The sequence below is a fragment of the Pseudomonas sp. 3JA genome (assembly GCF_036961705.1).
GTDB lineage: Bacteria > Pseudomonadota > Gammaproteobacteria > Pseudomonadales > Pseudomonadaceae > Aquipseudomonas > Aquipseudomonas fluorescens_Q.
Genome location: NZ_JBAMDJ010000004.1, coordinates 216,170 through 242,437, shown reverse-complemented (window position 1 = coordinate 242,437; position 26,268 = coordinate 216,170). Strand labels below are relative to the sequence as shown.

Sequence of the window (26,268 nt, the reverse complement as noted above, 5' to 3'; positions counted from 1 at the left end):
CAGCCCAGCGGGAGCAAGCTCCCTCGCCACAAAAGCTCACAAGCTCACAAGCTCAAAAGCATCCCGGTCGATCAACCGATTTGCTCTTGAAATTGAAACTGATTCGAGGCATTCCCTTAACCCACGCCGTGCCCAATTCCCGGGGTGGGAGCTTGCTCGCGAAGGCGTCGGTACATTCATATCAATGCCAGCAGACTCACCGCCATCGCGAGCAAGCTCGCTCCCACAAGGTATTGCGGTGTAATCAGACAATCGGCAATAAAAAACGCCGCTTGGCCTTTCCAGGACGAGCGGCGTTTTTTTACGCGTGGCGCGGGTGAAGATTACTCTTCGAGGCTACCCATGGCGGTGGTGTTGAAGCCGCCGTCCACGTACATGATTTCACCGCTGATGCCCGACGCCAGGTCCGAGCACAGGAAGGCGCCGGCGTTGCCGACTTCTTCGATGGTGACGTTGCGACGCAGCGGGGTTTGCGCTTCGTTGGCGGCCAGCATCTTGCGGAAGTTCTTGATGCCGGAAGCGGCGAGGGTGCGGATCGGACCTGCCGATACGCAGTTGACGCGGGTGCCGTCCGGGCCCAGGGAGCCGGCCAGGTAACGTACGCCGGCTTCCAGGGAGGCCTTGGCCATGCCCATGACGTTGTAGTTCGGCATGGTGCGCTCGGCGCCCAGGTACGACAGGGTCAGCAGGCTGCCGTTGCGGCCTTTCATCATTTCGCGACCGGCCTTGGCCAGGGCCACGAAGCTGTAGGCGCTGATGTCGTGGGCAATGCGGAAACCTTCGCGGGTGGTGGCTTCGGTGAAGTCGCCGTCCAGTTGGTCGCCCGGGGCGAAGCCCACGGAGTGCACGATGCAGTCCAGGCCATCCCACTTCTTGCTCAGTTCTTCGAAGACCTTGGCGATTTCTTCGTCGCTGGCCACGTCGCACGGGAAGCACAGCTCAGGGCTCGAGCCCCAGCCTTGTGCGAATTCTTCGACACGACCCTTGAGTTTGTCGTTCTGATAAGTGAAGGCAAGCTCAGCGCCCTCGCGATGCATGGCGGCGGCGATGCCGGATGCGATGGACAGCTTGCTGGCGACACCGACGATCAGTACGCGCTTACCGGCGAGAAAACCCATGTGTTGCTCCTCTTTCAGGTTATTCGGCAGTTGTTGGGGCCAGGAAGGCGGCCTCCAGCAACTGCTGTGTATAGGGGTGCTGCGGCGCGGCGAATATGCTGCGGGCATCACCTTGTTCGACCACTTGGCCATGCTTGACCACCATCAACTGGTGGCTCAGCGCTTTGACGACAGCCAGGTCATGGCTGATAAACAGGTACGTCAGGTTGTACTTGGTTTGCAACGACCGCAACAGCTCCACCACTTGGCGTTGCACGGTACGGTCCAGGGCCGACGTCGGTTCATCCAGCAGAATCAACGCCGGCTTGAGCACCAGGGCCCGGGCAATGGCGATACGCTGCCGTTGCCCTCCGGAAAATTCATGGGGGTAGCGGTTCCGGGTTTCCGGGTCCAGGCCTACCTCCTTCAATGCCGCGATTATCGCTTGTTCTTGTTCGGCTTCGGTGCCGATCTTGTGGATCCGCAGGCCTTCGCCGACGATCTGGCTTACACACATCCGTGGGCTCAGGCTGCCAAACGGGTCCTGAAACACCACTTGCATCTCCCGGCGTAGCGGCCGGACTTGTTGCTGCGTCAGGCTGTCCAGCTGCTTGCCTTCGAAGCGGATCCCGCCCTGGCTGCCGATCAATCGCAGGATTGCCAGCCCCAGGGTGGATTTGCCGGAACCGCTTTCGCCGACGATACCCAGGGTCTGGCCCTGGGGCAGGCTGAAGCGGATACCGTCCACGGCCTTGATGTAGTCTACCGTGCGCTTGAACAAACCTTTCTTGATCGGGAACCAGACTTTCAGGTCCTCGACCTGCAACAGCGGCGGGCCGACGACGTTACTCGCCGGGGTGCCGCTGGGTTCGGCGCCCAGCAGTTCCCGAGTGTACGGATGCTGCGGTGCGCGGAACAACTCTTCGCACGATGCCTGTTCGACGATGCAACCGCGCTGCATGACACATACGCGATGCGCAATTCTTCGCACCAGGTTCAAATCGTGGCTGATCAGCAGCAGCGACATGCCCAATCGCGCCTGCAATTGCTTGAGTAATTCGAGGATTTTCAGCTGGACGGTGACATCCAGCGCGGTGGTCGGCTCGTCGGCGATCAGCAGTTCCGGCTCGTTGGCCAGGGCCATGGCGATCATCACCCGCTGGCGCTGGCCGCCGGACAGCTCGTGGGGCAGGGCTTTGAGGCGCTTGTGGGGCTCGGGAATGCCGACCAGTTCCAGCAACTCGAGGGTCCGGTGGGTCGCGACCTTGCCGCTCAGGCCCTTGTGGATGCCGAGCACTTCATTGATCTGTTTTTCAATGGAGTGCAGCGGGTTGAGGGATGTCATCGGCTCCTGGAAAATCATCGCGATCCGGTTGCCGCGGATATGACGGATGGTTTTTTCTTTCAAGCCCAGCAAATTCTGGCCGGCATACTGGATGGTCCCGGTGGGGTGATGGGCCAGCGGGTAGGGCAGCAATCGCAGGATCGAGTGGGCGGTGACTGATTTGCCCGAGCCGCTTTCACCCACCAGGGCCAGGGTTTCGCCGCGCTTGATATCGAAGCTGACCCCCTCGACCACACATTGGCGGCGTTCACCAACAATGAACTCTACCGCCAGGTCACGCACTTCGATCAGATTATCCTGGTTCATTTCATTTCCTCGGATCGAAGGCATCGCGAGCGGACTCGCCGATGAACACCAGCAGGCTCAGCATCACGGCCAGCACGGCGAACGCGCTGATGCCCAGCCACGGTGCCTGGAGGTTGGATTTGCCCTGGGCCACCAGCTCCCCCAGGGACGGTGCGCCGGGCGGCAGGCCAAAGCCGAGGAAATCCAGGGCGGTGAGGGTGCCAATGGCGCCGGTGAGGATGAACGGCATGAACGTCATGGTCGAGACCATGGCGTTGGGCAGGATGTGACGGAACATGATCGCGCCGTTCTGCATGCCCAGTGCCCGCGCCGCACGGACGTATTCCAGGTTGCGCCCGCGCAGGAATTCGGCACGGACCACATCCACCAGGCTCATCCAGGAAAACAGCAGCATGATGCCCAGCAGCCACCAGAAGTTGGGCTGGACGAAACTGGCCAGGATGATCAGCAGGTACAGCACCGGCAACCCGGACCAGATTTCCAGGAAGCGTTGGCCGGCCAGGTCTACCCAGCCGCCATAGAAGCCCTGCAGGGCGCCGGCGATCACGCCGATGATCGAGCTGAGCACGGTCAGCGTCAGGGCAAACAGTACCGAGATGCGGAAGCCATAGATGACCCGGGCCAGGACATCGCGGCCCTGGTCATCGGTGCCCAGCCAGTTCACGGAAGAGGGCGGTGCCGGGGCCGGGACCTTCAGGTCGTAGTTGATGCTCTGGTAGCTGAACGGAATCGGTGCCCACAGCACCCAGGCGTTCTTGGCCGCCAGCAGTTCACGGATGTACGGGCTCTTGTAGTTGGCTTCCAGCGGGAATTCGCCGCCGAACGTGGTTTCCGGGTAGCGCTTGATGGCCGGGAAGTACCAGCCGTCGTCGTAATGCACCACCAGCGGCTTGTCGTTGGCGATCAACTCGGCGCCCAGGCTCAGCCCGAACAGGATCAGGAACAGCCACAGCGACCACCAGCCACGCTTGTTGGCCTTGAACAGTTCGAAGCGCCGGCGATTGAGAGGGGACAGGTTCATCTCAATGCTCCCGGCTTTCGAAGTCGATGCGCGGATCGACAAAGGTGTAGGTCAAATCGCCGATCAGTTTCACCACCAGTCCCAGCAAGGTGAAGATGAACAGCGTGCCGAACACCACCGGGTAGTCGCGGTTGATCGCCGCTTCGAAACTCATCAGGCCCAGGCCGTCGAGGGAGAAGATCACTTCCACCAGCAGGGAGCCGGTAAAGAAGATCCCGATGAATGCCGAAGGGAAACCGGCGATCACCAGTAGCATGGCGTTGCGGAATACGTGGCCGTAGAGCACTCGATGACGGGTCAGGCCCTTGGCCTTGGCGGTGACCACGTATTGCTTGTTGATTTCGTCGAGGAAACTGTTCTTGGTCAGCAGGGTCATGGTGGCGAAGTTACCGATCACCAGGGCGGTCACGGGCAAGGCCAGGTGCCAGAAGTAATCGAGGATCTTGCCGCCCATGCTCAACTCGTCGAAGTTGTTGGAGGTCAGCCCGCGCAAGGGGAACCAGTCAAAATAGCTGCCGCCGGCAAACACCACGATCAGCAGGATGGCGAACAGGAATGACGGGATCGCGTAGCCGACGATGATGGCCGAGCTGGTCCAGACGTCGAAATGGCTGCCGTGCCGCGTGGCCTTGGCGATCCCCAGCGGGATCGACACCAGGTACATGATCAGCGTGCTCCACAACCCGAGGGAGATGGACACCGGCATTTTTTCCTTGATCAGGTCGATGACTTTGGCGTCGCGGAAGAAACTGTCGCCGAAGTCCAGGTGGGCGTAGTTCTTGATCATGATCCACAGGCGTTCGGGTGCCGACTTGTCAAAGCCGTACATGCGCTCGATTTCCTTGACCAGCGCCGGGTCCAGGCCTTGGGCGCCGCGGTAGGAGGAACCGGCCACCGACACTTCGGCACCGCCGCCGGCAATACGGCTGGTGGCGCCCTCGAAACCCTCGAGCTTGGCGATCATCTGTTCCACCGGCCCGCCGGGCGCGGCCTGGATAATGACGAAGTTGATCAGCAGAATGCCGAACAGGGTCGGGATGATCAGCAGCAGTCGCCGTAAAATGTAAGCCAGCATTTCGTTACTCCACGCTCGCAGGGACGGCGATTTGCTGCTCGATGACCTGCTTCTCTACTTCATCGGCCGGCTTGACCTCCGGCTTGACCCACCAGGTGGTAGTGCCGATGTCATAGGTCGGCGTGATTTTCGGATGGCCGATGTGGTTCCAGTAGGCCACGCGCCAGGTCTTGATGTGCCAGTTCGGGATCACGTAGTAGCCCCATTGCAAAACCCGATCCAGCGCACGGGCGTGAGCTACCAGGCTCTTGCGCGAATCGGCGTTGATCAGTTGTTCCACCAACTGGTCAACGGCTGGATCCTTAAGGCCCATGGTGTTGCGGCTGCCGGGTTTGTCGGCGGCGGCCGACATCCAGAACTCGCGCTGTTCGTTACCCGGTGAGCTGGATTGCGGGAAGCTGCCCACCACCAGGTCAAAGTCCCGGGAGCGTACACGGTTGACGAATTGGGAGACGTCGACCCGACGGATGATCAGCTCGATGCCCAGGTCGCTCAGGTTGCGCTTGAACGGCAGCAGTATCCGCTCGAACTCGGTCTGGGCCAGCAAAAACTCCAGCACCACCGGTTTGCCTTGGGCATCGACCATCTTGTCGTCGACGATGCGCCAGCCGGCCTCTTGCAGCAATTGGTAGGCCTTGCGCTGCTGGTCGCGGATCATGCCGCTGCCGTCACACATCGACGGCTGGAAAGCGTCGGTGAAGACCTGTTCGGGAATCTTGCCGCGCAGGGGCTCGAGGATCTTCAGCTCGTCTTCACCGGGCAGCCCGGTGGCGGCCATCTCCGAATTCTCGAAATAGCTGCGGGTGCGGGCGTAGGCGCCGTTGAATAGCTGCTTGTTGGTCCACTCGAAGTCCAACAGCAGGCTCAAGGCCTTGCGCACCCGTACGTCCTGGAAGATCGGCCGGCGCAGGTTGTAGACAAAACCCTGCATGCCGGTGGGGTTGCCGTTGGGGATCTGTTCCTTGATCAATCGGCCTTCGGTCACGGCTGGGATGTTGTAGGCGTTGGCCCAGTTCTTGGCGGTCATTTCCAGCCAGAAATCAAACTGCCCGGCTTTCAAGGCCTCGACCGCGACGGTGTTGTCGCGGTAGTAGTCGGTCGCCAGTACGTCGAAATTATAAAAGCCGCGATTGACCGGCAGGTCCTTGCCCCAATAGTCCTTCACTCGCTCATAACGGATCGAGCGTCCGGCCTTCACTTCAGCGACCTTGTAGGGGCCGCTGCCCAGAGGGATCTCCAGATTGCCCTTGCTGAAGTCGCGCTCGGCCCACCAGTGTTTCGGCAATACCGGCAGTTGCCCGAGGATCAACGGCAGTTCACGATTATTGGTGTGCTTGAACTTGAACAAAACCTTGAGCGGGTCTTCGGCGATGACGTCGGCGACGTCGTTGTAATAGCCGCGAAACATCGGCGCGCCGTCCTTGGTCAGGGTCTGGAAGCTGAAGACCACGTCTTCGGCGCGTACCGGATGGCCGTCGTTGAAACGGGCTTCGGGGCGCAGGTAAAAGCGTACCCAGCCATTGTCCGGGGCTTTCTCGATTTTTTCGGCGATCAGGCCATATTCGGTGAACGGTTCGTCCAGGCCCTGCTTGGCCAGGGTGTCGTAGATCAAGCCGATGTCATCGGCCGGCACGCCTTTGCTGATGAATGGGTTGAGGCTGTCGAAGCCCCCAAAACCGCCCTGGCGGAAGATTCCGCCTTTGGGCGCGTCCGGGTTGACGTAGTCGAAATGCTTGAAGTTGGCCGGGTACTTCGGCGGCTCGTTGTACAAGGTCACGGCATGCTGCGGCGCGGCGCAGGCCAGCCCGGTGAATAACAGGCTGCTGGCCTGCAGGAGCAGGGCGCGTAAAGGCTTCATTGATCTTTCTCCGAAGATTTCAGCCACCATGCGCTCAGGCCCAGGGTGTAGGGCGGCGTGGTGACGAAGGCGAACCGGTTTCGATAAGCCAGGCGATGATAATTGAGATACCAGTTGGGAATGCAGTAATGCTGCCACAGCAGCACGCGATCCAAAGCCTTGCCGGCGGCGACCTGTTCGTCGCGGGTCTGGGCGGCGAGCAGCTTTTCCAGCAGATGGTCGACCACTGGGTTGGCGATCCCGGCGTAATTCTTGCTGCCCTTGACCCCGACCTGGCTGGAGTGGAAGTACTGCCATTGCTCGAGGCCCGGGCTGAGGGTCTGGCTCAAGGTCAACAGGATCATGTCGAAGTCGAACTGGTCAAGACGCTGCTTGTATTGGGCACGGTCCACCGTGCGCAGCCGGGCCTGGATGCCGATGCTGGCGAGGTTCTCGACGTAGGGCTGCAGGATGCGCTCCAGGTTCGGGTTCACCAGCAGGATTTCGAAGCTCAGGGGCTGGCTGTCGGCGTTCAGCAGGCGTTGGCCGTTGAGGTTCCAACCGGCTTGCTTCAATAACCCCAGGGCTTTACGCAGGGTTTCCCGGGGAATGCCGCGCCCGTCGGTCTTGGGCAAGCTGAAGGGTTCGGTGAGCAGTTTGGCCGGCAATTGTTCCCGGTACGGCTTGAGCAGCAGCCATTCATGGCCCACCGGCAGGCCAGTGGCGGAAAACTCGCTGTTGGGGTAATAACTGAGGGTGCGCTTGTAGGCGCCGCTGAACAGGGTGCGGTTGGTCCACTCGAAATCAAACATCAGCCCCAGGGCTTCACGTACCTTGACTTCGGCAAACGTGCCGCGCCGGGTGTTCATGAACAGGCCTTGGGTCTGGGTCGGGATCTGGTGGGGAATCTGCGCCTTGATTATGTCGCCGCGCTTGATCGCCGAAAAGTCATAGCCATTGGCCCAGTTCTTGGCCTGGTGTTCGATGTAGATGTCGAACTCGCCAGCCTTGAAGGCTTCGAAGGCAACTTCGCTGTCACGATAGAACTCCACGTCCATGCGGTCGTAGTTGTACTTGCCGCGATTGACCGGCAGGTCCTTGCCCCAGTAATCCTTGACTCGTTCGAACACCAGCTGGCGGCCTGGTTGCACTTTGGTGATGCGATATGGCCCGCTGCCCAGGGGCGGTTCGAAGGTCGTCGCCTTGAAATCACGGTCTTTCCAGTAATGCTGGGGCAACACCGGCAGTTCCCCCAGGCGCAGGATCAGCAGCGGATTGCCCGCGCGCTTGAAGACAAAGCGGATTCTCAGTGGGTTGAGAATGTCGACCCGTAGCACTTCCTGCAGGTTGGTGCGGTATTGCGGATGGCCTTCCTTGAGCAGCGTCCTGTAGGAGAACGCCACGTCATAGGCGGTAATGGGCACGCCATCGTGGAAGCGCGCTTCGGGGCGCAGGTTGAACACCACCCAGCTGCGGTCTTCGCTGTACTCCACCGACTGGGCGATCAGGCCGTAGCTCGACGTCGGTTCATCACCGGACGGTGCGTACTGGCCTGTGCCGACCATCAGTGGTTCGTTCAGCTCATTGATGCCGTATTGCAGGAAATTGGGCGTGGAAACCGGGCTGCTGCCCTTGAACGTGTAGGGATTGAGCGTATCGAAGGTGCCGAATGCCATGACTCGCAAGACACCGCCCTTGGGCGCTTGCGGGTTGACCCAGTCGAAGTGGGTGAATCTGGCCGGGTACTTGAGCGTGCCGAACTGCGCATAGCCATGGCTTTCGCTGATGGTTGCGCTGGCGGGAGAGCTCAAGGCCAGGCTGATCAGGAGCAAGAGGAGGGGACGTATCAAGTCTGAGATCCGATCCAGGCGGCTTGGGCTTTTATGGCCTGTACAGTAACAGCTTGTATGGGCAGGAAAAAGGCGGGGGCTCAAAGCTTCAGGGTTTGCTTGAACTGTGGCGAGGGAGCTTGCTCCCGCTGGGTTGCGAAGCAGCCCCAAAAGCAGCGACTCAATCCACCTGTCACACCGAGGTGCCAGATTCGGGGTCGCTTCGCAACCCAGCGGGAGCAAGCTCCCTCGCCACAGAGAGCCCTGCGGTCAGTGGGGGGAGTAGACCGTCAGCATCTGCCCAGGCTTGAGTGCCTTGCCCATCCGCGGGTTCCAGCGCTTGAGGTGCTGCATTTCCACGTTGAAGCGCTTGGCGACGACGTACAGCGAATCACCTTGCTTGACCTTGTATTGGGTCTGCTTCTTCTGGTCCTTGCTGTTGGCGGCCACCACGGTGCTGATGCGCTTGCCACGGGCCTTGCTGGCCTTGGCGTCCTGCATCACCAGGGTCTGGCCGACCTTGAGCTTGTTGCCACTGAGCTTGTTCCAGCGTTGCAGGTCCTTGGTCTGGACGTTGTTGGCCTTGGCGATCTGAGCCAGGTTGTCGCCGCGCTTGACGCGGTAGGTGCGCCTGGCACCTTCCACTTCGCTGTCGTCGGCGGATTCGAAAACCGGCTTGAGCGCGCGCTGGCTGATCAGCTCTTCCGGGCGCATGGTCGACAGGCTGGCGGTCAGCAACTGGGCCTTGGACGTGGGCACCAGCAGGTGCTGGGGGCCGTCGATGGTGGTGCGTTGCTTGAAGGCCGGGTTGAGCTGGAACAGCTCGTCTTCGTCGATGTTGGCCACCGCCGCGACCTTGGACAGGTCCATGCGCTGGTTGATCTCGACGACCTGGAAATAGGGTTCGTTGGCGATCGGGTTGAGGTTCACGCCATAAGCATCGGGCGAGAGCACCACCTGGGACAGCGCCAGCAACTTTGGCACATAGGCCTGGGTCTCGCTGGGCAGCGGCAGGTTCCAGTAGTCGGTGGGCAGGCCAAGCTTCTCGTTGCGCTCGATGGCGCGGCTGACCGTACCCTCGCCGGCGTTGTAGGCCGCCAGCGCCAGCAACCAGTCGCCGTTGAACATGTCGTGCAGGCGTGTCAGGTAGTCCAGGGCGGCTGTGGTGGAGGCGGTGATGTCGCGACGTCCGTCATAGAAGCGGGTCTGACGCAAGTTGAAGTAACGCCCCGTGGACGGGATGAATTGCCACAGGCCCACTGCGTTGGCCCGGGAATAGGCCATGGGGTTGTAGGCACTCTCGATCACCGGCAGCAACGCCAGTTCCAGCGGCATGTTGCGTTCTTCGAGGCGTTCGACGATGTAGTGGATGTACAGGCTGCCGCGCTCACCGGCGTTTTCCATGAAGGAAGGGTTGCTGGCGAACCACAGGCGTTGTTGCTCGATACGCGGGTTGACGCCGGCCGTTTCCTGCAACTGGAAGCCCTGGCGCATGCGCTCCCAGACGTCCTGGGGGACTTGAGGGCTGGGTTTCTCGGTGAGCCATACCGGCTTCTGTTTGGCGCGAGCGGCGATATTCGGTGTGTGCGCCGCGTCGGTCTGCGGCAGCTGGCTCGTGCTCTGGCAGCCCGCCAAGGTGGCGGACACAGCCACCGCGATGGCTTGAGCCAAGCGGGTCAATGTGTCTGACTGGACGGACCTGCGTATGGATGACGACATTGGCTGGAAGTAAGTTCCGGGCAAAAATGTCGGCCGATTCTAGGAAGCGCACCCCAACAGGTCAACCTTTCAGAATTTTTGTATCAATCGATAGCTGCCTTAGAACGTATCTTTCCAAGCCCTCAAGGCCGCAAAAACCTCACTCGGCGTCTGGTTTCGCTGGCCGTTCCGTTCGTCTGCTTTTTGTTTAACGGATGTTTCAGTCGTGCGCAGGAACGGATTGGTGAGTTTTTCCAGGGCCAGGGTCGAGGGCAGGGTCATGATGCCTTCGTTGCGTTGCCGGCTGACTTTTTCCAGGCGGGCAGCGACGTCCGGATTGCCGGGCTCCACGGCGGCCGCGAACTTCAGGTTGCTGAGGGTATATTCATGGGTGCAGTAGACCAGCGTATCTTCAGGCAGGGCGGCGAGGCGACTGAGCGAATGGTGCATTTGCGCAGGCGTGCCTTCGAAGAGCCGGCCGCAACCGGCGGCGAACAGGGTGTCGCCACAGAACAACAGGCCATGGTGGTAGTAGGCAATGTGCCCGAGGGTATGGCCAGGCACGGCGTAGACATCGAAGTCCCAGCCGAGCACGCTGACCTTGTCGTTGTCATGCAAGGCCTTGTCCCGCGCCGGGATGTTTTCGCTGGCCGGGCCGTAGACGGTGGCGTTCGTCGCATTCTTCAGCGCCTGGACGCCGCCGACATGATCATGGTGATGGTGGGTGATCAAGATGTCGCTCAGGACCCAGCCCGGATGGGTCTCGAGCCAGGCCTGCACCGGAGCGGCGTCACCCGGGTCGACCACGGCGCAGCGCAGGGTCGCGTGGTCCTGTAACAACCAGATGTAGTTATCGGTGAATGCGGGCAGGGCACTGATCTGTATCATCGTGGAATTCGCCAAGCGGAAAACAAAGGCGCATCTTAGAACTTCCTGACGCGTTGGAGAATGCAATGACCGATGAAGCGTTCGCTCAGGCTGATCCTGACTGGCTGGCGTTGATCAGCGCCGCCCGTGAATGGCTGTCCGGCCCTGTCGGGCAATTTTTGCTGGAAGAAGAACGGCGCATGCTCGAAGACGAGTTGGGCCGGTTCTTCGGCGGCTATCTGGTGCACTACGGCCCTTCGGCGCAAACGCCGCCGTCGGCACCGCAAGTCCAGCGCAACGTGCGCCTGGGAGCGCCGCTGCCCGGGGTGGAAATCGTCTGCGAGGAGCAGGCCTGGCCGTTGAGCGAACATGCCGCCGACGTGGTGGTCATGCAGCACGGCCTGGATTTCTGCCTGTCGCCCCACGGTCTGTTGCGTGAGGCCGCCAGCAGCGTGCGTCCCGGCGGCCATCTGTTGATCATCGGCATCAACCCCTGGAGCGCTTGGGGCTTGCGTCATGTGTTTGCCCACGATGCCTTGCGCCAGGCCCGCTGCATCTCGGCGTCGAGGGTCGGCGACTGGCTCAACCTGCTGGGCTTTGCGCTGGAGAAACGCCGCTTCGGGTGCTATCGTCCGCCGCTCGCGTCGCCCAAGTGGCAGGCGCGCCTGGCCGGCTGGGAGCGCAAGGCCGGTGACTGGCAGCTCTCCGGTGGTGGTTTCTACCTGCTGGTGGCACGCAAGATCGCGGTCGGTCTGCGCCCGGTGCGCCAGGCGCGACGCGAGCCGATGGGCAAGCTGATTCCTTTGCCAATGGCCAAGGTCAATCGTCGCCACATCGAGCCGTAACCTTTTTCAATGGTGCTTGCCGGCATTGGGCTGCGGGTGTTGTCGGGCCTGATCGGCGGGCCTTTGCATTTTTTCCTGGATAGATTGGCATGAGCGATAGCGTAGAACTCTTCACTGATGGCGCCTGCAAGGGCAACCCCGGTCCGGGCGGCTGGGGCGCGTTGCTGGTGTGCAAGGGCGTGGAGAAGGAGCTCTGGGGCGGCGAAGCCAATACCACCAACAATCGCATGGAACTGATGGGCGCCATCCGTGGCCTGGAAGAGCTCAAGCGGCCCTGCGATGTGCTGTTGGTGACCGACTCCCAGTACGTCATGAAAGGCATCAACGAATGGATGGCGAACTGGAAGAAACGCGGCTGGAAGACGGCGGCGAAGGAACCGGTAAAAAACGCCGACCTCTGGAAGCTGCTGGATGAACAGGTCAACCGCCACAACGTCACCTGGAAATGGGTGCGCGGCCACATCGGCCACCACGGCAACGAACGGGCCGACCAGCTGGCCAATCGTGGGGTGGATGAGGTGCGGGGCTACAAGCAGGCTTGATAGAGACGTTGTCAGAATCTGGACAGGATGACACCTGTGGCGAGGGAGCTTGCTCCCGCTGGACTGCGAAGCAGGCCCCTTCGGGCGGTCGCTGCGCAACCGAGCGGGAGCAAGCTCCCTCGCCACAGGTGCGGCACCGCGTTCCGTGAGCGTGTTAAGATCCGCGCTTTTGCAAGACTGCCCGCTGAGAGCTGAACACTGATGGCCAACAGATCTGTAGTACTGGATACCGAAACCACCGGCATGCCGGTGACCGATGGTCACCGGATTATTGAAATCGGTTGTGTCGAGCTGATCGGCCGGCGCCTGACCGGTCGCCATTTCCACGTTTACCTGCAACCGGACCGCGAAAGCGACGAAGGCGCCATTGGCGTGCACGGCATCACCAACGAATTTCTGGTGGGCAAGCCGCGTTTCGCCGAAGTGGCCGACGAGTTCTTCGAATTCATCCAGGGCGCGCAGTTGATCATCCACAACGCGGCGTTCGACGTCGGGTTCATCAACAACGAATTTGCCCTGATGGGCCAGCACGACCGGGCTGACATTACCCGGCATTGCACCATCCTCGACACCCTGATGATGGCCAGGGAACGTCACCCTGGGCAGCGCAACAGCCTCGACGCCTTGTGCAAGCGCTATGGCGTCGACAACTCCGGTCGTGAACTGCACGGCGCCTTGCTCGACTCCGAGATCCTGGCCGACGTCTACCTGACCATGACCGGCGGCCAGACCAGCCTGTCCCTGGCCGGTAACGCCTCGGACGGCAACGGTACCGGCGAAGGCTCCGGCAACCAGGCCACGGAGATCCGGCGTTTGCCCGCTGACCGCCAGCCATCGCGGATTATCCGCGCCAGCGAACGCGACCTGGCCGAACATGCCGCGCGTCTGGAAGCCATCGCCAAGTCTGCAGGCGCTCCGGCATTGTGGACGCAGTTGGCCGAGGCACAGGCCGCCACGCACTGATGAAACCCTGTGAGAGCCATGCTGTTCATTCAAGGTAAGTAAAGAGCCTGTGGCGAGGGAGCTTGCTCCCGCTGGGTTGCGTAGCAGCCCCTTTTTGTGAGCGCTTCGCACTCAAGCGGGAGCAAGCTCCCTCGCCACAATGATCCAGGCAATCCTTGTGTGAGCTACTGCATCCATCGTTCATTTCTCGCCACAATCGCCACGACCTTCTACCCTGAGGTAACGGGCAGGCTACGGATCCCGCTTGATGTGTGAAGAATTGAAAGACAAGGGCAATGGATGGCACCACGCCGTTGGTTGTCTCAAGGAATGAGGACCTTCCCCAGTATGCAACCGGTCATGAATCCCAAGCACCCCGGGTTGTCGGTGCGCGTCGTCGATGACGGCTTTGCCGCTTATATCTGGGGCAGTGACTTCAGCTTCGAAGTCAGCGACTACGCGACGGCGCAGATCGGCCGGCCCGTCAGCCAATGGCCGGTGACGCCCATTGTTCCCTATCGCAAGTGCTATGGCATCGATCCCGAGGAATTCAGCAGCTTCCGCAATGCCCCGGACAGCGAGATTTTCATGGCCTATCTCGACGACCAGCCGGTAGGGCACCTAGTCATCAGTACCAACTGGAACGGCTACGCCCACATCGACGAGTTGGCGGTGCACGCCCCGGCCCGTCGCCACGGGGTGGCCAAGGCATTGCTCGATGTCGCCCAGTTCTGGAGCCGCAAGAAAAAACTGCCGGGCATCATGCTCGAAACCCAGAACAACAATCTGGGTGCATGCCGGCTCTATGAACGTTGCGGCTACGTGCTCGGTGGTATCGATCACTTGCGCTATCGCGGCATTGACCGACATACCGCCGAAGTGGCGTTGTTCTGGTACCGGTTGTTCGACGATCCGCTGGGCATGTCGATCAGTGGCTCAGCAACGCCTCGGCTTGTTCCGTAACCCGTTCCAGCAGCGATTGGACAGCGGGTGAGGGCGGCGTGCCGTTCAGGCTCAAGGCATAGAGGCTAATCGCAATGGCGGGCGATACCGGGCAGACGTCCAGGCCACTGCCCTTGGCACCCGAGGCAGTGAACGGGTCGACGATGGCAAGGCCTTCGCCGGCCTCGACCATCGCGCGCATCATCTGATGGGTCTGGACGCGGATCTGGATCATCGGCGCCGGACGCAGCGCCGCCAGTTTATGCTCGAACGCCGGGCTCAGCGGGTCATGGCCATCCAGGCCTACCAACGGCTGGCCTGCTAGGTCCTGGAGCGAAATGTATTTCTGTCGTGGTTGCAGCCAGCCGTGAGGTGCCAGCAATTGCAGTTTGCCCTGGGCGATCATCTGGCAATGGATGTCGGGGTGTTCGGGGTCGTGCAAGCTCAGGCCCAGGTCACTTTCACGCAACAGCAGGCTGTGGACGATGTCGCGGGTCGGTTGGCTGAGCAGGGTGCAGGGCGCATCCGGATGGCGGCGACGCAGGGCGGCGATGCTCTGGGGCAACAACTGCTGGGCCAGCGGCGGGGTGCAGATAATGCGCAAGGGTGGCGCCTGATAGTGTTTCAGGCTGCTGGCCAGGCGCTGCACCGGTTCGAGGGTGTCGTACACCCGCGTGATGCCGTCGCGCAGTTCAAGGGTTTCCCGGGTGGCCTGCAGGCGCCCGCGCACGCTGGCAAACAGCATGAAGCCCAACTGGGCCTCGGCATCGCGCAGAATCGCCTCGACCTCCGCCACCGGCAGTTGCAGCCATTCGGCCGCCGTGCCGAGGTGACCGGTCTGCAGCAGCGCCTGGATCACTTCGATGTGGCGTAAACGCATGCAAGAAGTCCATGTTCGGCGGGTGAGCCATTGAGTGGCTGAATCCTAACCCAAGTCCGGGCATGACTTCTGCACATAACAACCGTTATGAGGCGATTTGTGTTTCGGGTTCGCGTGTCAGTTCAACGCCCGACTGCACCAGCATAAACTTGTCTTTGTCGAGTTTGGTCACTCGATCACCAATAGCCAGTCTATAGGTGATGACAGGCTCCTTGCCGTTTCCGTCGGGCGACGGGTTAGATTCCTGGAATTCATGCACCGAATAGACGCGACCTTCGGCGTCCCGCGCATGAAATTGGTCGACAAGTACTGCTGCCATTGCTTAGAACCTCTGGAAATAGATCACTCGATTTGCGGTTCTGTAGACCCCGGTCAAGCGCGGTAAGTTTTCCTACATGAAAAAAATAGTCCAGTCGGCCGGTTTTCGTCGCTCCGCTGGTCCAATTGTGACCCCCGATCATCTATAACTACAGGCTCCTTTGAACCCATAGTCGAGAAGCCTCTCATGAGTAATGTCTACACAGTGGCTGTTTTGGTGGGCAGCCTGCGCAAGGCATCGATCAATCGCAAAGTCGCGCTGGCCCTGGCTGACCTGGCGCCGGCCAACCTGAAGCTGAGCATCATCGAAATCGGCGACTTGCCTCTCTATAACGAAGACATCGATGTGACGCCGCCGGCAGCCTACACCACATTCCGTCAGCAAGTGGGCGCAGCCGACGCATTGCTGTTCGTCACGCCTGAATACAACCGCTCGGTGCCGGCTCCGCTGAAGAATGCCATCGACGTCGGCTCGCGCCCCTATGGCAAGAGCTGCCTGAGTGGCAAGCCGGGCGCGGTGATCAGCGCATCGCCGGGCGCCATCGGTGGTTTTGGTGCCAACCATCATTTGCGCCAGTCCCTGGTGTTCCTCAATGTGCCTTGCATGCAGCAACCGGAAGCCTACCTGAGCGGCGCCGGGACGGCGTTCGACGAGGCAGGCAATCTCTCGGAGTCCGTGCGGCCGTTCCTGCAGACATTCATCGATGCCTATGGCAAGTGGGTCGAGCAGCACAAGAAGGTCTGATGTTCCGAGGCTCCAGATAACCCCGTGGCGAGGGAGCTTGCTCCCGCTCGGTTGCGCAGCAACCGCCCGAAGGGGCCTGCTTCGCAGTCCAGCGGGAGCAAGCTCCCTCGCCACAGGTGCAACTTCAAATCCCCGCTTTACTGGATATTCGAATTTCCATATATTCGCCCCTTCGTACCTCCAGGCCGTCCTTAGCCATGTCTGATTCCCACAATCCCGTCGATGTCTTCAAGGCGCTGGCCGACGACACCCGTACGCGCATTGCGCTGCTGGTGGCCCGTGAAGGCGAGTTGTGTGTCTGTGAACTCACCGCCGCGCTGGACCTGAGCCAGCCGAAGATCTCCCGGCACCTGGCGCAGTTGCGTAACGCCGGCTTGCTCAGCGATCGGCGCCAGGGGCAATGGGTCTACTACCGTCTGCATCCGCAGTTGCCGGCCTGGGTCAGCAATTTGCTGGAGCAGGCGTTGGCAGCCAACACAGCGTGGCTGATGGCGGATGTCGAGCGTTTGGGTGCCATGGCTGATCGTCCGGTGGCGCGTTGCTGCTGATTTCGTCTTTTCAATCCTCCTTCCAAGGCTGTTGCGCATGCTGATCGCGTCATTGATTTTCCTGCTGACCATTACGTTGGTGATCTGGCAGCCCAAGGGGCTTGGCGTCGGCTGGAGCGCGACGCTCGGCGCGCTGCTGGCGTTGTTGAGCGGGGTGGTGCAGGTCGGTGACATTGCGCTGGTCTGGCAGATTATCTGGAACGCCACCGGTACGTTTGTCGCGCTGATCATCATCAGTCTGTTGCTGGACGAGGCGGGATTCTTCGCCTGGGCAGCGCTGCATGTGGCCCGGTGGGGACGAGGCAGTGGACGCAAGCTGTTTGCCTTTATGGTGCTGTTGGGGGCACTGGTGTCGGCCCTGTTCGCCAATGACGGGGCGGCGTTGATCCTGACGCCCATCGTGATCTCGATGCTGCTGGCGCTGCGTTTTTCCCCGGCGGCGACCCTGGCATTCGTGATGGGCGCCGGTTTCATTGCCGACAGCGCGAGCCTGCCGCTGGTGGTGTCGAACCTGGTGAACATCGTCTCGGCGGACTTCTTCGGCATTGGCTTCAACCGCTACGCGGCGGTCATGGTGCCGGTGAACCTGGTCAGCGTGGCGGCCAGCCTGGCGATCTTGCTGTGGTTCTTTCGTCGCGACATCCCGGGTGACTACGACCCCGATCAACTGGACGATCCGGCGACGGCGATCCACGACAAGGCAACGTTTTATGCCGGCTGGGTGGTGTTGGTGATCCTGCTGCTGGGCTGCTTTGCGCTGGAGCCGCTGGGGATTCCCATCAGCGCGATCTCGGCGGTCTGCGCCGCGTTGCTGCTGGCTGTCGCGGCCCGCGGCCACAAGATTTCCACCCGCAAGGCGATGAAGGAAGCGCCCTGGCAGATCGTGATCTTCTCCCTCGGCATGTACCTGGTGGTCTATGGCCTGCGCAATGCCGGGCTGACTGGCTACCTGGCCCATTGGCTCGACGGCTTTGCCGAATATGGTGTGTGGGGGGCGGCCATGGGCACCGGCGTGCTGACGGCGTTGCTCTCGTCGGCCATGAACAATTTGCCGACGGTGCTGGTCGGCGCCTTGTCCATCGATGCCAGCCAGGCCACCGGGGTGGTGAAGGAGGCGATGATCTACGCCAACGTCATCGGCAGCGACCTGGGCCCGAAAATCACCCCGATCGGCAGCCTGGCGACTTTGCTGTGGTTGCATGTGCTGGAGCGCAAGAACATCCAGATCGGCTGGGGGTACTACTTCAAGGTCGGGATCGTGCTGACGGTGCCGGTGTTGCTGGTGACGTTGGCGGCGCTGGCGGTGCGGTTGTCCTTCTAGGCCAGACCGAATTGGCCTCATCGCGAGCTTGCTCGCGATGAGGCCCTGACAGGCAGTACAAGGCTCAGCCATTACCCGGCACATCCGGCCAAAGATCGGCCACCAGGAATAGCCGCTCAGCTTCTTCCCACTCGCCCTCGGCATTTTCAGTCAGGCGCACCATCAGTTGCGCCGGCGCCATCGGGTCGAGGGCCATTCGCCAGGCCTCCAGTTGCTCGGTGCTCCAGGTCTGCTCCGCCGGATAATGGGCCGGGGCCAACCAGGCGGCGCGGGGCAGGGGTTGCCAGCGCCCAGGTGGGCGCTGGGCGATGAATGCAGGCCAATCCCGCTGATGCAGCCAACTGCCCCGCAAATGCCGGGGGTGCGCACCGGTCGGTGGGTCGGCGTGGCCCGGCCAGGGGTAGAGCAGGTAGCCGCCGAGCCAGAGCTCGGAGCGGAATACCTCGAGACCGGTCGGCTCAATACCCAGTGCCGCCAGGGCCTCACGGCTTTCCGGGCGGGCCGAGATCGGCAACTGGTGTTCGCGCAGATGGGCCAGCTTGCGGTCAAGCCGGTCATGGCACCCCGGACCCAGCCATTGCGCGGCGTCCCGCCCGTTACCTTGTTGCGGGCCGAGGTACAACTTGATCGCCAGCTCCAGATGATGGATGCCGTCACGATCGCGCAGCAGCAGGTCCAGTTCGCCCAGGGTATGGCCTTCGTGGCGGATCGGCAGGTTCGCGGCAATCAGCTCGATGCCGGGAGCGTGCTGCACGGCGAACTGCCACAGCCTTTCGTAATACAGGCCCAGGCGTCGCGTCCGTCCCAGGGACAGGCAGTGCAGCAACGGGTAGCTGTCGCGGTCCAGTTGTCGCAGCCAGTGTTCCAGTCGATGGGGATCCTGCACCCAGTCACTGCCGGCCAGGGGATGGCGCTGGGGCCAGGGCGTGTCGATGAGCATCGGCGGGGCGATGATCGCCCACGCGAGGTCGCGCACTTCGGGATGGTGCAGGCGGCGGGGCAAGTCCAGCAATTCAGGGAACAGGATCATTTTGCGAGCATAGCGGCTATGCGGCCAATGCTGTCAATTCAGGAAGGTAAAGACCCTGTGGCAAGGGAGCTTGCTCCCGCTGGACTGCGAAGCAGGCCCCTTGGGGCGGTTGCTGCGCAACCGAGCGGGAGCAAGCTCCCTCGCCACGGTGAAGGCTTAAAGAATTTTGTCTATGGAGCGCTTTCGCCCATAATCGTGTTTTTCGCCCGCCGCAGACCCTCGCAGGAGCCTCATGGAGCAATTTCGCAATATCGGCATCATCGGTCGCCTGGGCAGTTCGCAGGTGTTGGACACCGTTCGCCGTCTCAAACGTTTCCTCCTGGAGCGACACCTGCATGTGATCCTCGAAGACACCATCGCCGAAGTCTTGCCGGGCCATGGCCTGCAGACGTCGTCGCGCAAGATGCTGGGCGAGGTCTGCGACATGGTCATCGTGGTCGGCGGCGACGGCAGCCTGCTGGGGGCCGCCCGGGCCCTGGCGCGGCACAACATCCCGGTGCTGGGGATCAACCGGGGCAGCCTGGGGTTCCTCACCGATATCCGCCCCGACGAGCTGGAAACCAAGGTCGCCGAGGTGCTGGACGGCCACTACCTGGTGGAAAACCGTTTCCTGCTGCAAGCCGAGGTCCGTCGTCACGCCGAGGCCATTGGCCAGGGCGATGCCCTCAATGACGTGGTGCTGCACCCCGGCAAGTCCACGCGCATGATCGAATTCGAGCTGTACATCGACGGCCAGTTCGTCTGCAGCCAGAAGGCCGACGGCCTGATCGTCGCGACCCCGACCGGTTCCACGGCCTATGCACTGTCGGCCGGCGGACCGATCATGCACCCCAAGCTCGACGCTATTGTGATTGTGCCCATGTACCCCCATACCTTGTCTGGGCGACCGATTGTGGTCGATGGCAACAGTGAGCTGAAAATCGTCGTGTCCAAGGATATGCAGATCTACCCGCAAGTGTCCTGTGACGGCCAGAACCATTTCACCTGCGCGCCGGGTGACACCATCACCGTCAGCAAAAAAGCGCAGAAGCTGCGCCTGATCCATCCGCTGGATCACAATTACTATGAAGTCTGCCGGACCAAACTCGGCTGGGGAAGTCGGTTGGGGGGTGGAGGCGACTGATGCTCGATCCTGCGCGCAGTTACGATTTGATCGGTGACGTGCACGGATGCGCCCTGACCCTGGAACACCTGCTGGACCGACTCGGTTACCACAAGCAGGGCGGGGTCTGGCGGCATCCGTCGCGCATGGCTGTGTTCCTGGGGGACATCATCGACCGTGGCCCGCGGATTCGCGAGGCGCTGCACATCGTCCACGACATGGTCGTGGCCGGCCAGGCGCTGTGCATCATGGGCAACCACGAATTCAATGCCCTGGGCTGGAGCACACCGGCATTGCCAGGCAGCGGCCAGCGCTACGTGCGCGAACACACGCCACGCCATGCCCGCCTGCTCAACGAGACCCTGACTCAGTTCGAGCAGCATCCCGGCGACTGGCATGACTTTCTCAAGTGGTTCTATGAGCTGCCGCTGTTTGTCGACGCCGGCCGGTTCCGGGTTGTGCATGCCTGTTGGGACTCCGGCCTGATCGAACCGCTGCGTGGCCTGTTCCCGGATGGTTGTGTCGACGAACATTTCCTCCAGGCCTCGGCGCAACCGGGCAGTTTTGCCTGCACGGTGTTCGATCGTTTGCTGCGCGGCACCGACATGCGTCTGCCCCATGGCCTGACGCTGACCGGTGGCGATGGCCTGACCCGTTCGTTTTTCCGCACCAAGTTCTGGGAAGACAACCCGCAGACCTACGGCGACATCGTCTTCCAGCCCGACGCCTTGCCGGAACCGGTGGCCCGTACGCCGCTGTCGCCGGATGAAAAAAACAACCTGCTGCGCTATGGCGTCCACGAACCGCTGTTGTTCGTCGGCCACTACTGGCGCAGCGGCAAACCCGCGCCGATCCGCCCGAACCTGGCCTGCCTGGATTACAGCGCGGTGCTCTACGGCAAGCTGGTCGCCTATCGCCTCGACCAGGAAACCCGCCTGGATCCGCACAAGTTCGTCTGGGTCGATGTCGAGCGGCCGGAGGTGCTGCAATGAGTGTCGTCGCGGTATTGCGCCTGCCCCTGGCAGCGGACTTGAGTGGCTTCGTCAAGCTGCTGCAACGCATGCAGGTACCCCATCGTGTCAGCGAAGAGGCCGGCGAGCAGGTGCTCTGGGTACCGGATGAAATCAGTGAGGATGTGCGTTCGTTGTACGCACGTTTTCCCGCCGGCGATCCCGATCAGCAGTTGGAGCTGCCCAACACGGGTGGCACTTCCCGGCGAGCGGGGTTCGTCCAGCAACTGACGCGCAGTCCAGTGACGGCCGTGGTGTTGTTGCTGAGCCTGATCGTCAGCGCGGTCACCCTGCTGGGGGAGAATCTTGAGATCCTGCGCTGGCTGACCTTCCTCGAGTTCCGCGTCGTTGGCGACTACATCCAGTTCACGCCGTTGGCCGATAGCCTGGCGGCGGGGCAGTGGTGGCGCCTGGTGACGCCGATGCTGATTCACTTTGGCTTTCTGCACATCGCCATGAATGGCATGTGGTACTGGGAACTGGGACGGCGGATCGAAGCGCGCCAGGGCGGCATCAACTTGTTGGGGCTGACGCTGCTGTTCAGCCTCGTCTCCAATTTTGCCCAGTACTTTTTCAGCGGCCCGACACTGTTCGGTGGGTTGTCGGGGGTGTTGTACGGCTTGCTGGGCCATTGCTGGATCTACCAACTGCTTGCACCGAACCCGGCCTATCACTTGCCCCGCGGGGTGTTGGTGATGATGCTGGTGTGGTTGCTGCTGTGCCTGTCCGGGCTGGTTTCGCTGATCGGTTTCGGTGAAATCGCCAATGCGGCTCACGTCGGCGGGCTGCTCGTCGGGTGCTTCACGGGGTTGTTGGGCGGGCTGTTCGCTCGCCGTAAAATGGCCCTTTGACCGGCACCTGTGCCTTTTGAGAATGCGCAATTGCGCGGAGAACCCATGGCTTCCTTCAACGAAATGATCCAGAACATCACTCCCGACATCTACCGGAGCCTGAAACTGGCGGTGGAAATCGGTAAATGGGCCGATGGCAACAAGCTCACCGCCGAGCAGCGCGAGCTGTCGCTGCAGGCGATGATCGCCTGGGAAATCCAGAACCTGCCCGAAGACGAGCGCACCGGTTACATGGGGGCGCAGGAATGCCATTCGAAGTCCACTGAAGTGCCGAATATCCTGTTCAAGTCGGACGCCATCCATTGATCGAGATTGGCCGCGGTGCAATCAGCAAGATGTCGGCGCGCCTTGACGGGCCGACCGTTCAATACGCCTTTCGTCTGGGCGATGTCGAGGTGCCGGTCAACCCGTTGATCGGCAGCACGGTGCGCCTGGAGTACCTCGGTGCGATCCACTGCACCCACTGTGGACGCCGGACCAAGACCAGCTTCAGCCAGGGATATTGTTACCCCTGCATGACCAAGCTGGCCCAGTGCGACCTGTGCATCATGAGCCCCGAGCGTTGCCATTACGAGGCGGGCACCTGCCGTGATCCGGCTTGGGGCGAGCAGTTCTGCATGACCGATCATGTGGTCTACCTGGCCAATTCCTCGGGCGTGAAGGTCGGCATCACCCGCGCCACGCAATTGCCGACCCGCTGGTTGGACCAGGGGGCAAGCCAGGCGCTGCCGATCCTGCGGGTCGCCACCCGCCAGCAGTCGGGGTTTGTCGAGGACCTGTTCCGCAGCCAGGTGGCGGACAAGACCAACTGGCGCGCCTTGCTCAAGGGCGACGCGGTGGCGGTGGACCTGCCGGCGATCCGTGACGCGCTGTTCGAAAGCTGCGCCCAGGGATTGCAGGGCTTGCAGGAACGATTTGGCCTGCAAGCGATCCAGACCATAGCGGACGTCGAACCCATCGAGATCCGTTATCCGGTGGAGCAATACCCGGCCAAGATCGTCAGCTTCAACCTGGACAAGAACCCGATTGCCGAAGGCACGCTGCTGGGAATCAAGGGCCAGTACCTGATTTTTGACACCGGCGTGATCAATATTCGTAAATACACGGCCTACCAGCTCGCCGTGCATCAGTAGAAGGATTCGACCCATGCGCACCGAACAGCCGAAGATGATTTACCTGAAGGACTATCAGGCCCCTGAATACCTGATCGATGAGACGCACCTGACCTTCGAGTTGTTCGAGGACCACAGCCTGGTCCATGCGCAACTGGTGATGCGCCGCAACCCCGAGCGTGGTGCCGGGCTGCCGCCGCTGGTGCTTGATGGCCAGCACCTGGAACTGCTCTCGCTCAAGCTCGACGACGCCGACCTGGGGCAGGGCGACTATCAGTTGGACGACAGCCACCTGACCCTGCACCCCAAGGCCCAGGCCTTCACGGTCGACACCTCCGTCCGGATCCACCCGGAAACCAACACCGCCCTGGAAGGCTTGTACAAGTCCGGCAGCATGTTCTGCACCCAGTGCGAGGCCGAAGGTTTCCGCAAGATCACCTATTACCTGGACCGCCCGGATGTGATGAGCAAGTTCACCACCACCGTGGTGGCCGAGCAGCACAGCTATCCGGTGCTGCTGTCCAACGGCAACCCGATTGCCAGCGGCCCGGGCGAAGACGGTCGGCACTGGGCGACCTGGGAAGACCCGTTCAAGAAGCCGGCCTACCTGTTTGCCCTGGTGGCCGGCGACCTGTGGTGCGTCGAGGACACCTTCACCACCCTGAGCGAGCGCAGCGTGGCGCTGCGTATCTATGTCGAGCCGGAAAACATCGACAAATGCCAGCACGCCATGACCAGCCTGAAGAAGTCGATGCGCTGGGACGAAGAGGTATACGGGCGTGAGTACGACCTGGACATCTTCATGATTGTCGCGGTCAACGATTTCAACATGGGCGCCATGGAGAACAAGGGCCTCAATATCTTCAACTCCAGCGCCGTGCTGGCCCGCGCCGAAACCGCCACCGATGCTGCGCACCAGCGGGTCGAGGCGATCGTGGCCCATGAATATTTCCACAACTGGTCGGGCAACCGCGTGACTTGCCGCGACTGGTTCCAACTGTCGCTCAAGGAAGGTTTCACGGTGTTCCGCGATGCCGGTTTCTCGGCTGACATGAACTCGGCCACGGTCAAGCGCATCCAGGACGTGGCGTACCTGCGCACCCACCAGTTCGCCGAAGACGCCGGTCCCATGGCGCACCCGGTGCGTCCGGACAGTTTTATCGAAATTTCCAACTTCTACACCCTGACCGTGTACGAAAAGGGCTCGGAAGTGGTTGGCATGATCCACACCCTGTTGGGGCCGGAAGGTTTCCGCAAGGGCAGTGACCTGTACTTCGAACGCCACGACGGCCAGGCCGTGACCTGTGACGACTTCATCAAGGCCATGGAAGATGCCAACGGCGTCGACCTGGCCCAGTTCAAGCGCTGGTACAGCCAGGCCGGTACACCACGGCTGGCGGTGAGCGAGTCTTATGACGCCGCCGCCAAGACCTACAGCCTGACCTTCCGCCAGAGTTGCCCGCCGACCCCGGACAAGATGGAAAAGCTGCCGTTCGTGATTCCCGTGGAGCTCGGCCTGCTGGACAGCAAGGGGGCTGAAATCCCTCTGCGCCTGGTCGGTGAAGCCGTGGCAGACGGCACGTCCCGAGTGATCTCGGTGACCGAAGCCCAGCAGACCTTCACTTTCCTCGATGTCGCCGAACAGCCGCTGCCTTCGTTGCTGCGTGGTTTCTCGGCGCCAGTGAAGCTGAGCTTCCCGTACAACCGCGACCAGTTGATGTTCCTCATGCAGCACGACAGCGACGGCTTCAACCGCTGGGATGCCGGCCAGCAGTTGTCGGTGCAGGTGTTGCAGGAATTGATTGCCCAGCATCAGCAGGGTGCCAGCCTGGCACTGGATCCGCGCCTGGTCAGTGCACTACGCAGCGTGCTGTCGGACGAGTCCCTGGACCAGGCCATGGTCGCCGAAATGCTCTCGCTACCAAGCGAGGCCTACCTGACGGAAATTAGCGAAGTGGCTGACGTCGAGGCGATCCATGCCGCCCGTGACTTCGCCCGTCAGCAGTTGGCCGAGAACCTGTTTGAAGCCCTGTGGCTGCGTTACGCAGCCAACCGCGACCTGTCGAAGAAAACGCCTTACGTGGCTGAGGCCGAGCATTTCGCCCGTCGCGCGTTGCAGAACATCGCGCTGTCGTACCTGATGCTCACCGGCAAGCCTGAGGTGCTGAGTGCGACTTTGGAGCAGTTCGACACCGCCGACAACATGACCGAGCGCCTGACTGCGCTGGCGGTGCTGGTCAATTCGCCATTCGAAGCCGAGAAGGCCAAGGCCCTGGAAGTCTTTGCGGAAAACTTCAAGGGCAACCCATTGGTCATGGACCAATGGTTCAGCGTCCAGGCTGGCAGCCCGTTGCCGGGTGGCCTGGCGCGGGTCAAGGCCTTGATGGAGCACCCGGCGTTCAATATCAAGAACCCGAACAAGGTGCGGGCGCTGGTCGGCGCCTTTGCCGGGCAGAACCTGATCAACTTCCACGCCGCCGACGGTTCGGGTTATCGCTTCCTGGCGGACCTGGTCATTCAGCTCAATGGCTTCAACCCGCAAATCGCTTCGCGGCAGTTGGCACCGTTGACCCGCTGGCGCAAATACGACAGCGCCCGCCAGGCGTTGATGAAAGGCGAACTGGAACGCATCCTGGCGTCCGGCGGGCTGTCGGCCGATGTGTTCGAAGTGGTGAGCAAGAGCCTGGCATAAACCGGCACTGCCTTACCTTTGTGGCGAGGGAGCTTGCTCCCGCTGGCCTGCGAAGCAGGCCTGATCCTGGTTCCCTTTCGCTGCGAATGGCGGGTGGACCAAGCTCAGGGAGTCCTTCGGCCTCCAGCGGGAGCAAGCTCCCTCGCCACATTCATCACCCTCACGAATGTCTTCTTATTCGCCGTTGGCCTATATCCCCCTGGTTAACAAAAGATAACGCGGCGTCGATTGTCAGACCTTTCGAAAGCCCGATAGGATAGGTCAGCTTCCGAAGTGGCTCTAGATTGCAGGTTTCAGGACTATGCTCCAGGAC

The 26,268-nt window shown here is 61.5% G+C and carries 24 protein-coding genes; 13 read left to right on the top strand and 11 right to left on the bottom strand.

Annotation, left to right across the window (positions count from 1 at the left end):
- Positions 1-323 precede the first annotated feature (323 nt).
- From fabI to gloB, 8 genes are all read right to left on the bottom strand, one after another.
- The gene (gene fabI, locus V7773_RS05115; RefSeq protein WP_007988438.1) at positions 324-1,118 is read right to left on the bottom strand and encodes an enoyl-ACP reductase FabI; all 795 of its coding nucleotides are present in this window, start codon (positions 1,116-1,118) and stop codon (positions 324-326) included.
- 19 nt (positions 1,119-1,137) lie between these two features.
- The gene (locus V7773_RS05110; RefSeq protein WP_336072531.1) at positions 1,138-2,748 is read right to left on the bottom strand and encodes an ABC transporter ATP-binding protein; all 1,611 of its coding nucleotides are present in this window, start codon (positions 2,746-2,748) and stop codon (positions 1,138-1,140) included.
- A gap of 1 nt (position 2,749) precedes the next feature.
- Positions 2,750-3,769 carry an ABC transporter permease gene (locus V7773_RS05105; RefSeq protein ID WP_336072530.1) on the bottom strand — a complete coding sequence of 340 codons (1,020 nt, stop codon included), beginning with the start codon at positions 3,767-3,769 and terminating at the stop codon, positions 2,750-2,752.
- Position 3,770: 1 nt separating this feature from the next.
- On the bottom strand, positions 3,771-4,844 hold the full coding sequence (locus tag V7773_RS05100; RefSeq protein ID WP_336072529.1) for a microcin C ABC transporter permease YejB: 1,074 nt from the start codon (positions 4,842-4,844) through the stop codon (positions 3,771-3,773).
- Positions 4,845-4,848: 4 nt separating this feature from the next.
- Positions 4,849-6,702: an extracellular solute-binding protein gene (locus V7773_RS05095; RefSeq protein ID WP_336072528.1), complete on the bottom strand. Its 1,854-nt coding sequence runs from the start codon at positions 6,700-6,702 to the stop codon at positions 4,849-4,851.
- The gene (locus V7773_RS05090; protein WP_442963442.1) at positions 6,699-8,531 is read right to left on the bottom strand and encodes an extracellular solute-binding protein; all 1,833 of its coding nucleotides are present in this window, start codon (positions 8,529-8,531) and stop codon (positions 6,699-6,701) included. Before V7773_RS05090 ends, V7773_RS05095 begins: the two co-directional genes overlap by 4 nt.
- 249 nt (positions 8,532-8,780) lie before the next feature.
- Positions 8,781-10,229 (bottom strand): transglycosylase SLT domain-containing protein, encoded by a 1,449-nt coding sequence (locus V7773_RS05085; RefSeq protein WP_063320736.1) that lies wholly within the window; start codon positions 10,227-10,229, stop codon positions 8,781-8,783.
- Between the two features lie 99 nt (positions 10,230-10,328).
- Positions 10,329-11,096 carry a hydroxyacylglutathione hydrolase gene (gene gloB / locus V7773_RS05080; protein ID WP_092348738.1) on the bottom strand — a complete coding sequence of 256 codons (768 nt, stop codon included), beginning with the start codon at positions 11,094-11,096 and terminating at the stop codon, positions 10,329-10,331.
- Positions 11,097-11,161: 65 nt separating this feature from the next.
- Between gloB and V7773_RS05075 the strand changes: the two genes are divergently transcribed.
- From V7773_RS05075 to V7773_RS05060, 4 genes are all read left to right on the top strand, one after another.
- Complete coding sequence (locus tag V7773_RS05075) at positions 11,162-11,920, top strand: class I SAM-dependent methyltransferase (protein ID WP_057452232.1); 759 nt, start codon at positions 11,162-11,164, stop codon at positions 11,918-11,920.
- An 89-nt stretch (positions 11,921-12,009) separates the two neighbouring features.
- Entirely contained in the window at positions 12,010-12,462 is a 453-nt protein-coding gene (rnhA, locus tag V7773_RS05070) for a ribonuclease HI (protein WP_030142629.1), read from the top strand.
- 201 nt (positions 12,463-12,663) lie between these two features.
- The gene (gene dnaQ / locus V7773_RS05065; protein ID WP_336072527.1) at positions 12,664-13,425 is read left to right on the top strand and encodes a DNA polymerase III subunit epsilon; all 762 of its coding nucleotides are present in this window, start codon (positions 12,664-12,666) and stop codon (positions 13,423-13,425) included.
- Positions 13,426-13,752: 327 nt separating this feature from the next.
- Positions 13,753-14,367, top strand: coding sequence for a GNAT family N-acetyltransferase (locus tag V7773_RS05060; protein ID WP_336072526.1), 615 nt, complete (start codon positions 13,753-13,755; stop codon positions 14,365-14,367).
- Here the strand turns inward: V7773_RS05060 and V7773_RS05055 are convergent.
- Complete coding sequence (locus V7773_RS05055) at positions 14,333-15,226, bottom strand: LysR family transcriptional regulator (RefSeq protein WP_092145941.1); 894 nt, start codon at positions 15,224-15,226, stop codon at positions 14,333-14,335. The two genes, V7773_RS05060 and V7773_RS05055, sit on opposite strands and share 35 nt — an antisense overlap.
- 85 nt (positions 15,227-15,311) lie before the next feature.
- Positions 15,312-15,545 carry a hypothetical protein gene (locus tag V7773_RS05050; RefSeq protein ID WP_336072524.1) on the bottom strand — a complete coding sequence of 78 codons (234 nt, stop codon included), beginning with the start codon at positions 15,543-15,545 and terminating at the stop codon, positions 15,312-15,314.
- A gap of 186 nt (positions 15,546-15,731) precedes the next feature.
- On the opposite strand from V7773_RS05050, the gene V7773_RS05045 reads away from it, so the two are divergent.
- The 3 genes from V7773_RS05045 to V7773_RS05035 all read left to right on the top strand — a co-directional run bounded on the left by V7773_RS05045 (position 15,732) and on the right by V7773_RS05035 (position 18,158).
- Positions 15,732-16,289 (top strand): NADPH-dependent FMN reductase, encoded by a 558-nt coding sequence (locus V7773_RS05045; protein WP_336072523.1) that lies wholly within the window; start codon positions 15,732-15,734, stop codon positions 16,287-16,289.
- Between the two features lie 197 nt (positions 16,290-16,486).
- Positions 16,487-16,837, top strand: a complete 351-nt coding sequence (locus tag V7773_RS05040; RefSeq protein ID WP_336072522.1) for a metalloregulator ArsR/SmtB family transcription factor — start codon at positions 16,487-16,489, stop codon at positions 16,835-16,837.
- 37 nt (positions 16,838-16,874) lie between these two features.
- Positions 16,875-18,158: an arsenic transporter gene (locus V7773_RS05035; protein ID WP_336072520.1), complete on the top strand. Its 1,284-nt coding sequence runs from the start codon at positions 16,875-16,877 to the stop codon at positions 18,156-18,158.
- A 64-nt stretch (positions 18,159-18,222) separates the two neighbouring features.
- Here the strand turns inward: V7773_RS05035 and V7773_RS05030 are convergent, their stop codons facing one another.
- Positions 18,223-19,188, bottom strand: coding sequence for a DUF1853 family protein (locus tag V7773_RS05030; RefSeq protein ID WP_063320744.1), 966 nt, complete (start codon positions 19,186-19,188; stop codon positions 18,223-18,225).
- A gap of 232 nt (positions 19,189-19,420) precedes the next feature.
- Between V7773_RS05030 and V7773_RS05025 the strand changes: the two genes are divergently transcribed.
- The 6 genes from V7773_RS05025 to pepN are packed head-to-tail and all read left to right on the top strand — an operon-like array spanning position 19,421 to position 25,955.
- Positions 19,421-20,311, top strand: coding sequence for an NAD(+) kinase (locus tag V7773_RS05025; RefSeq protein ID WP_003202709.1), 891 nt, complete (start codon positions 19,421-19,423; stop codon positions 20,309-20,311).
- Positions 20,308-21,282 (top strand): metallophosphoesterase, encoded by a 975-nt coding sequence (locus tag V7773_RS05020; protein ID WP_170862103.1) that lies wholly within the window; start codon positions 20,308-20,310, stop codon positions 21,280-21,282. The genes V7773_RS05025 and V7773_RS05020 overlap by 4 nt, the downstream gene beginning before the upstream one ends.
- Complete coding sequence (locus V7773_RS05015; protein ID WP_063320746.1) at positions 21,279-22,151, top strand: rhomboid family intramembrane serine protease; 873 nt, start codon at positions 21,279-21,281, stop codon at positions 22,149-22,151. Before V7773_RS05020 ends, V7773_RS05015 begins: the two co-directional genes overlap by 4 nt.
- Before the next feature lie 45 nt (positions 22,152-22,196).
- On the top strand, positions 22,197-22,457 hold the full coding sequence (locus V7773_RS05010) for a YeaC family protein (protein WP_063320747.1): 261 nt from the start codon (positions 22,197-22,199) through the stop codon (positions 22,455-22,457).
- A complete protein-coding gene (locus V7773_RS05005) occupies positions 22,454-23,284 on the top strand; it encodes a DUF2797 domain-containing protein (protein WP_116642028.1) in 831 nt (276 codons plus the stop codon). Before V7773_RS05010 ends, V7773_RS05005 begins: the two co-directional genes overlap by 4 nt.
- 13 nt (positions 23,285-23,297) lie before the next feature.
- Positions 23,298-25,955, top strand: a complete 2,658-nt coding sequence (gene pepN, locus V7773_RS05000; RefSeq protein ID WP_336072519.1) for an aminopeptidase N — start codon at positions 23,298-23,300, stop codon at positions 25,953-25,955.
- Positions 25,956-26,268 lie beyond the last annotated feature (313 nt).

Coding starts and splice junctions, on each gene's coding strand:
- V7773_RS05110 (WP_336072531.1), bottom strand. CDS start 2,748: ATGAACCAGGATAATCTGATCGAAGTGCGTGACCTGGCGGTAGAGTTC.
- fabI (WP_007988438.1), bottom strand. CDS start 1,118: ATGGGTTTTCTCGCCGGTAAGCGCGTACTGATCGTCGGTGTCGCCAGC.
- V7773_RS05040 (WP_336072522.1), top strand. CDS start 16,487: ATGTCTGATTCCCACAATCCCGTCGATGTCTTCAAGGCGCTGGCCGAC.
- V7773_RS05010 (WP_063320747.1), top strand. CDS start 22,197: ATGGCTTCCTTCAACGAAATGATCCAGAACATCACTCCCGACATCTAC.
- V7773_RS05075 (WP_057452232.1), top strand. CDS start 11,162: ATGACCGATGAAGCGTTCGCTCAGGCTGATCCTGACTGGCTGGCGTTG.
- V7773_RS05095 (WP_336072528.1), bottom strand. CDS start 6,702: ATGAAGCCTTTACGCGCCCTGCTCCTGCAGGCCAGCAGCCTGTTATTC.
- V7773_RS05100 (WP_336072529.1), bottom strand. CDS start 4,844: ATGCTGGCTTACATTTTACGGCGACTGCTGCTGATCATCCCGACCCTG.
- V7773_RS05085 (WP_063320736.1), bottom strand. CDS start 10,229: ATGTCGTCATCCATACGCAGGTCCGTCCAGTCAGACACATTGACCCGC.
- gloB (WP_092348738.1), bottom strand. CDS start 11,096: ATGATACAGATCAGTGCCCTGCCCGCATTCACCGATAACTACATCTGG.
- V7773_RS05045 (WP_336072523.1), top strand. CDS start 15,732: ATGAGTAATGTCTACACAGTGGCTGTTTTGGTGGGCAGCCTGCGCAAG.
- V7773_RS05015 (WP_063320746.1), top strand. CDS start 21,279: ATGAGTGTCGTCGCGGTATTGCGCCTGCCCCTGGCAGCGGACTTGAGT.
- V7773_RS05055 (WP_092145941.1), bottom strand. CDS start 15,226: ATGCGTTTACGCCACATCGAAGTGATCCAGGCGCTGCTGCAGACCGGT.
- V7773_RS05050 (WP_336072524.1), bottom strand. CDS start 15,545: ATGGCAGCAGTACTTGTCGACCAATTTCATGCGCGGGACGCCGAAGGT.
- dnaQ (WP_336072527.1), top strand. CDS start 12,664: ATGGCCAACAGATCTGTAGTACTGGATACCGAAACCACCGGCATGCCG.
- V7773_RS05030 (WP_063320744.1), bottom strand. CDS start 19,188: ATGATCCTGTTCCCTGAATTGCTGGACTTGCCCCGCCGCCTGCACCAT.
- rnhA (WP_030142629.1), top strand. CDS start 12,010: ATGAGCGATAGCGTAGAACTCTTCACTGATGGCGCCTGCAAGGGCAAC.
- V7773_RS05060 (WP_336072526.1), top strand. CDS start 13,753: ATGCAACCGGTCATGAATCCCAAGCACCCCGGGTTGTCGGTGCGCGTC.
- V7773_RS05035 (WP_336072520.1), top strand. CDS start 16,875: ATGCTGATCGCGTCATTGATTTTCCTGCTGACCATTACGTTGGTGATC.
- V7773_RS05105 (WP_336072530.1), bottom strand. CDS start 3,769: ATGAACCTGTCCCCTCTCAATCGCCGGCGCTTCGAACTGTTCAAGGCC.
- pepN (WP_336072519.1), top strand. CDS start 23,298: ATGCGCACCGAACAGCCGAAGATGATTTACCTGAAGGACTATCAGGCC.
- V7773_RS05025 (WP_003202709.1), top strand. CDS start 19,421: ATGGAGCAATTTCGCAATATCGGCATCATCGGTCGCCTGGGCAGTTCG.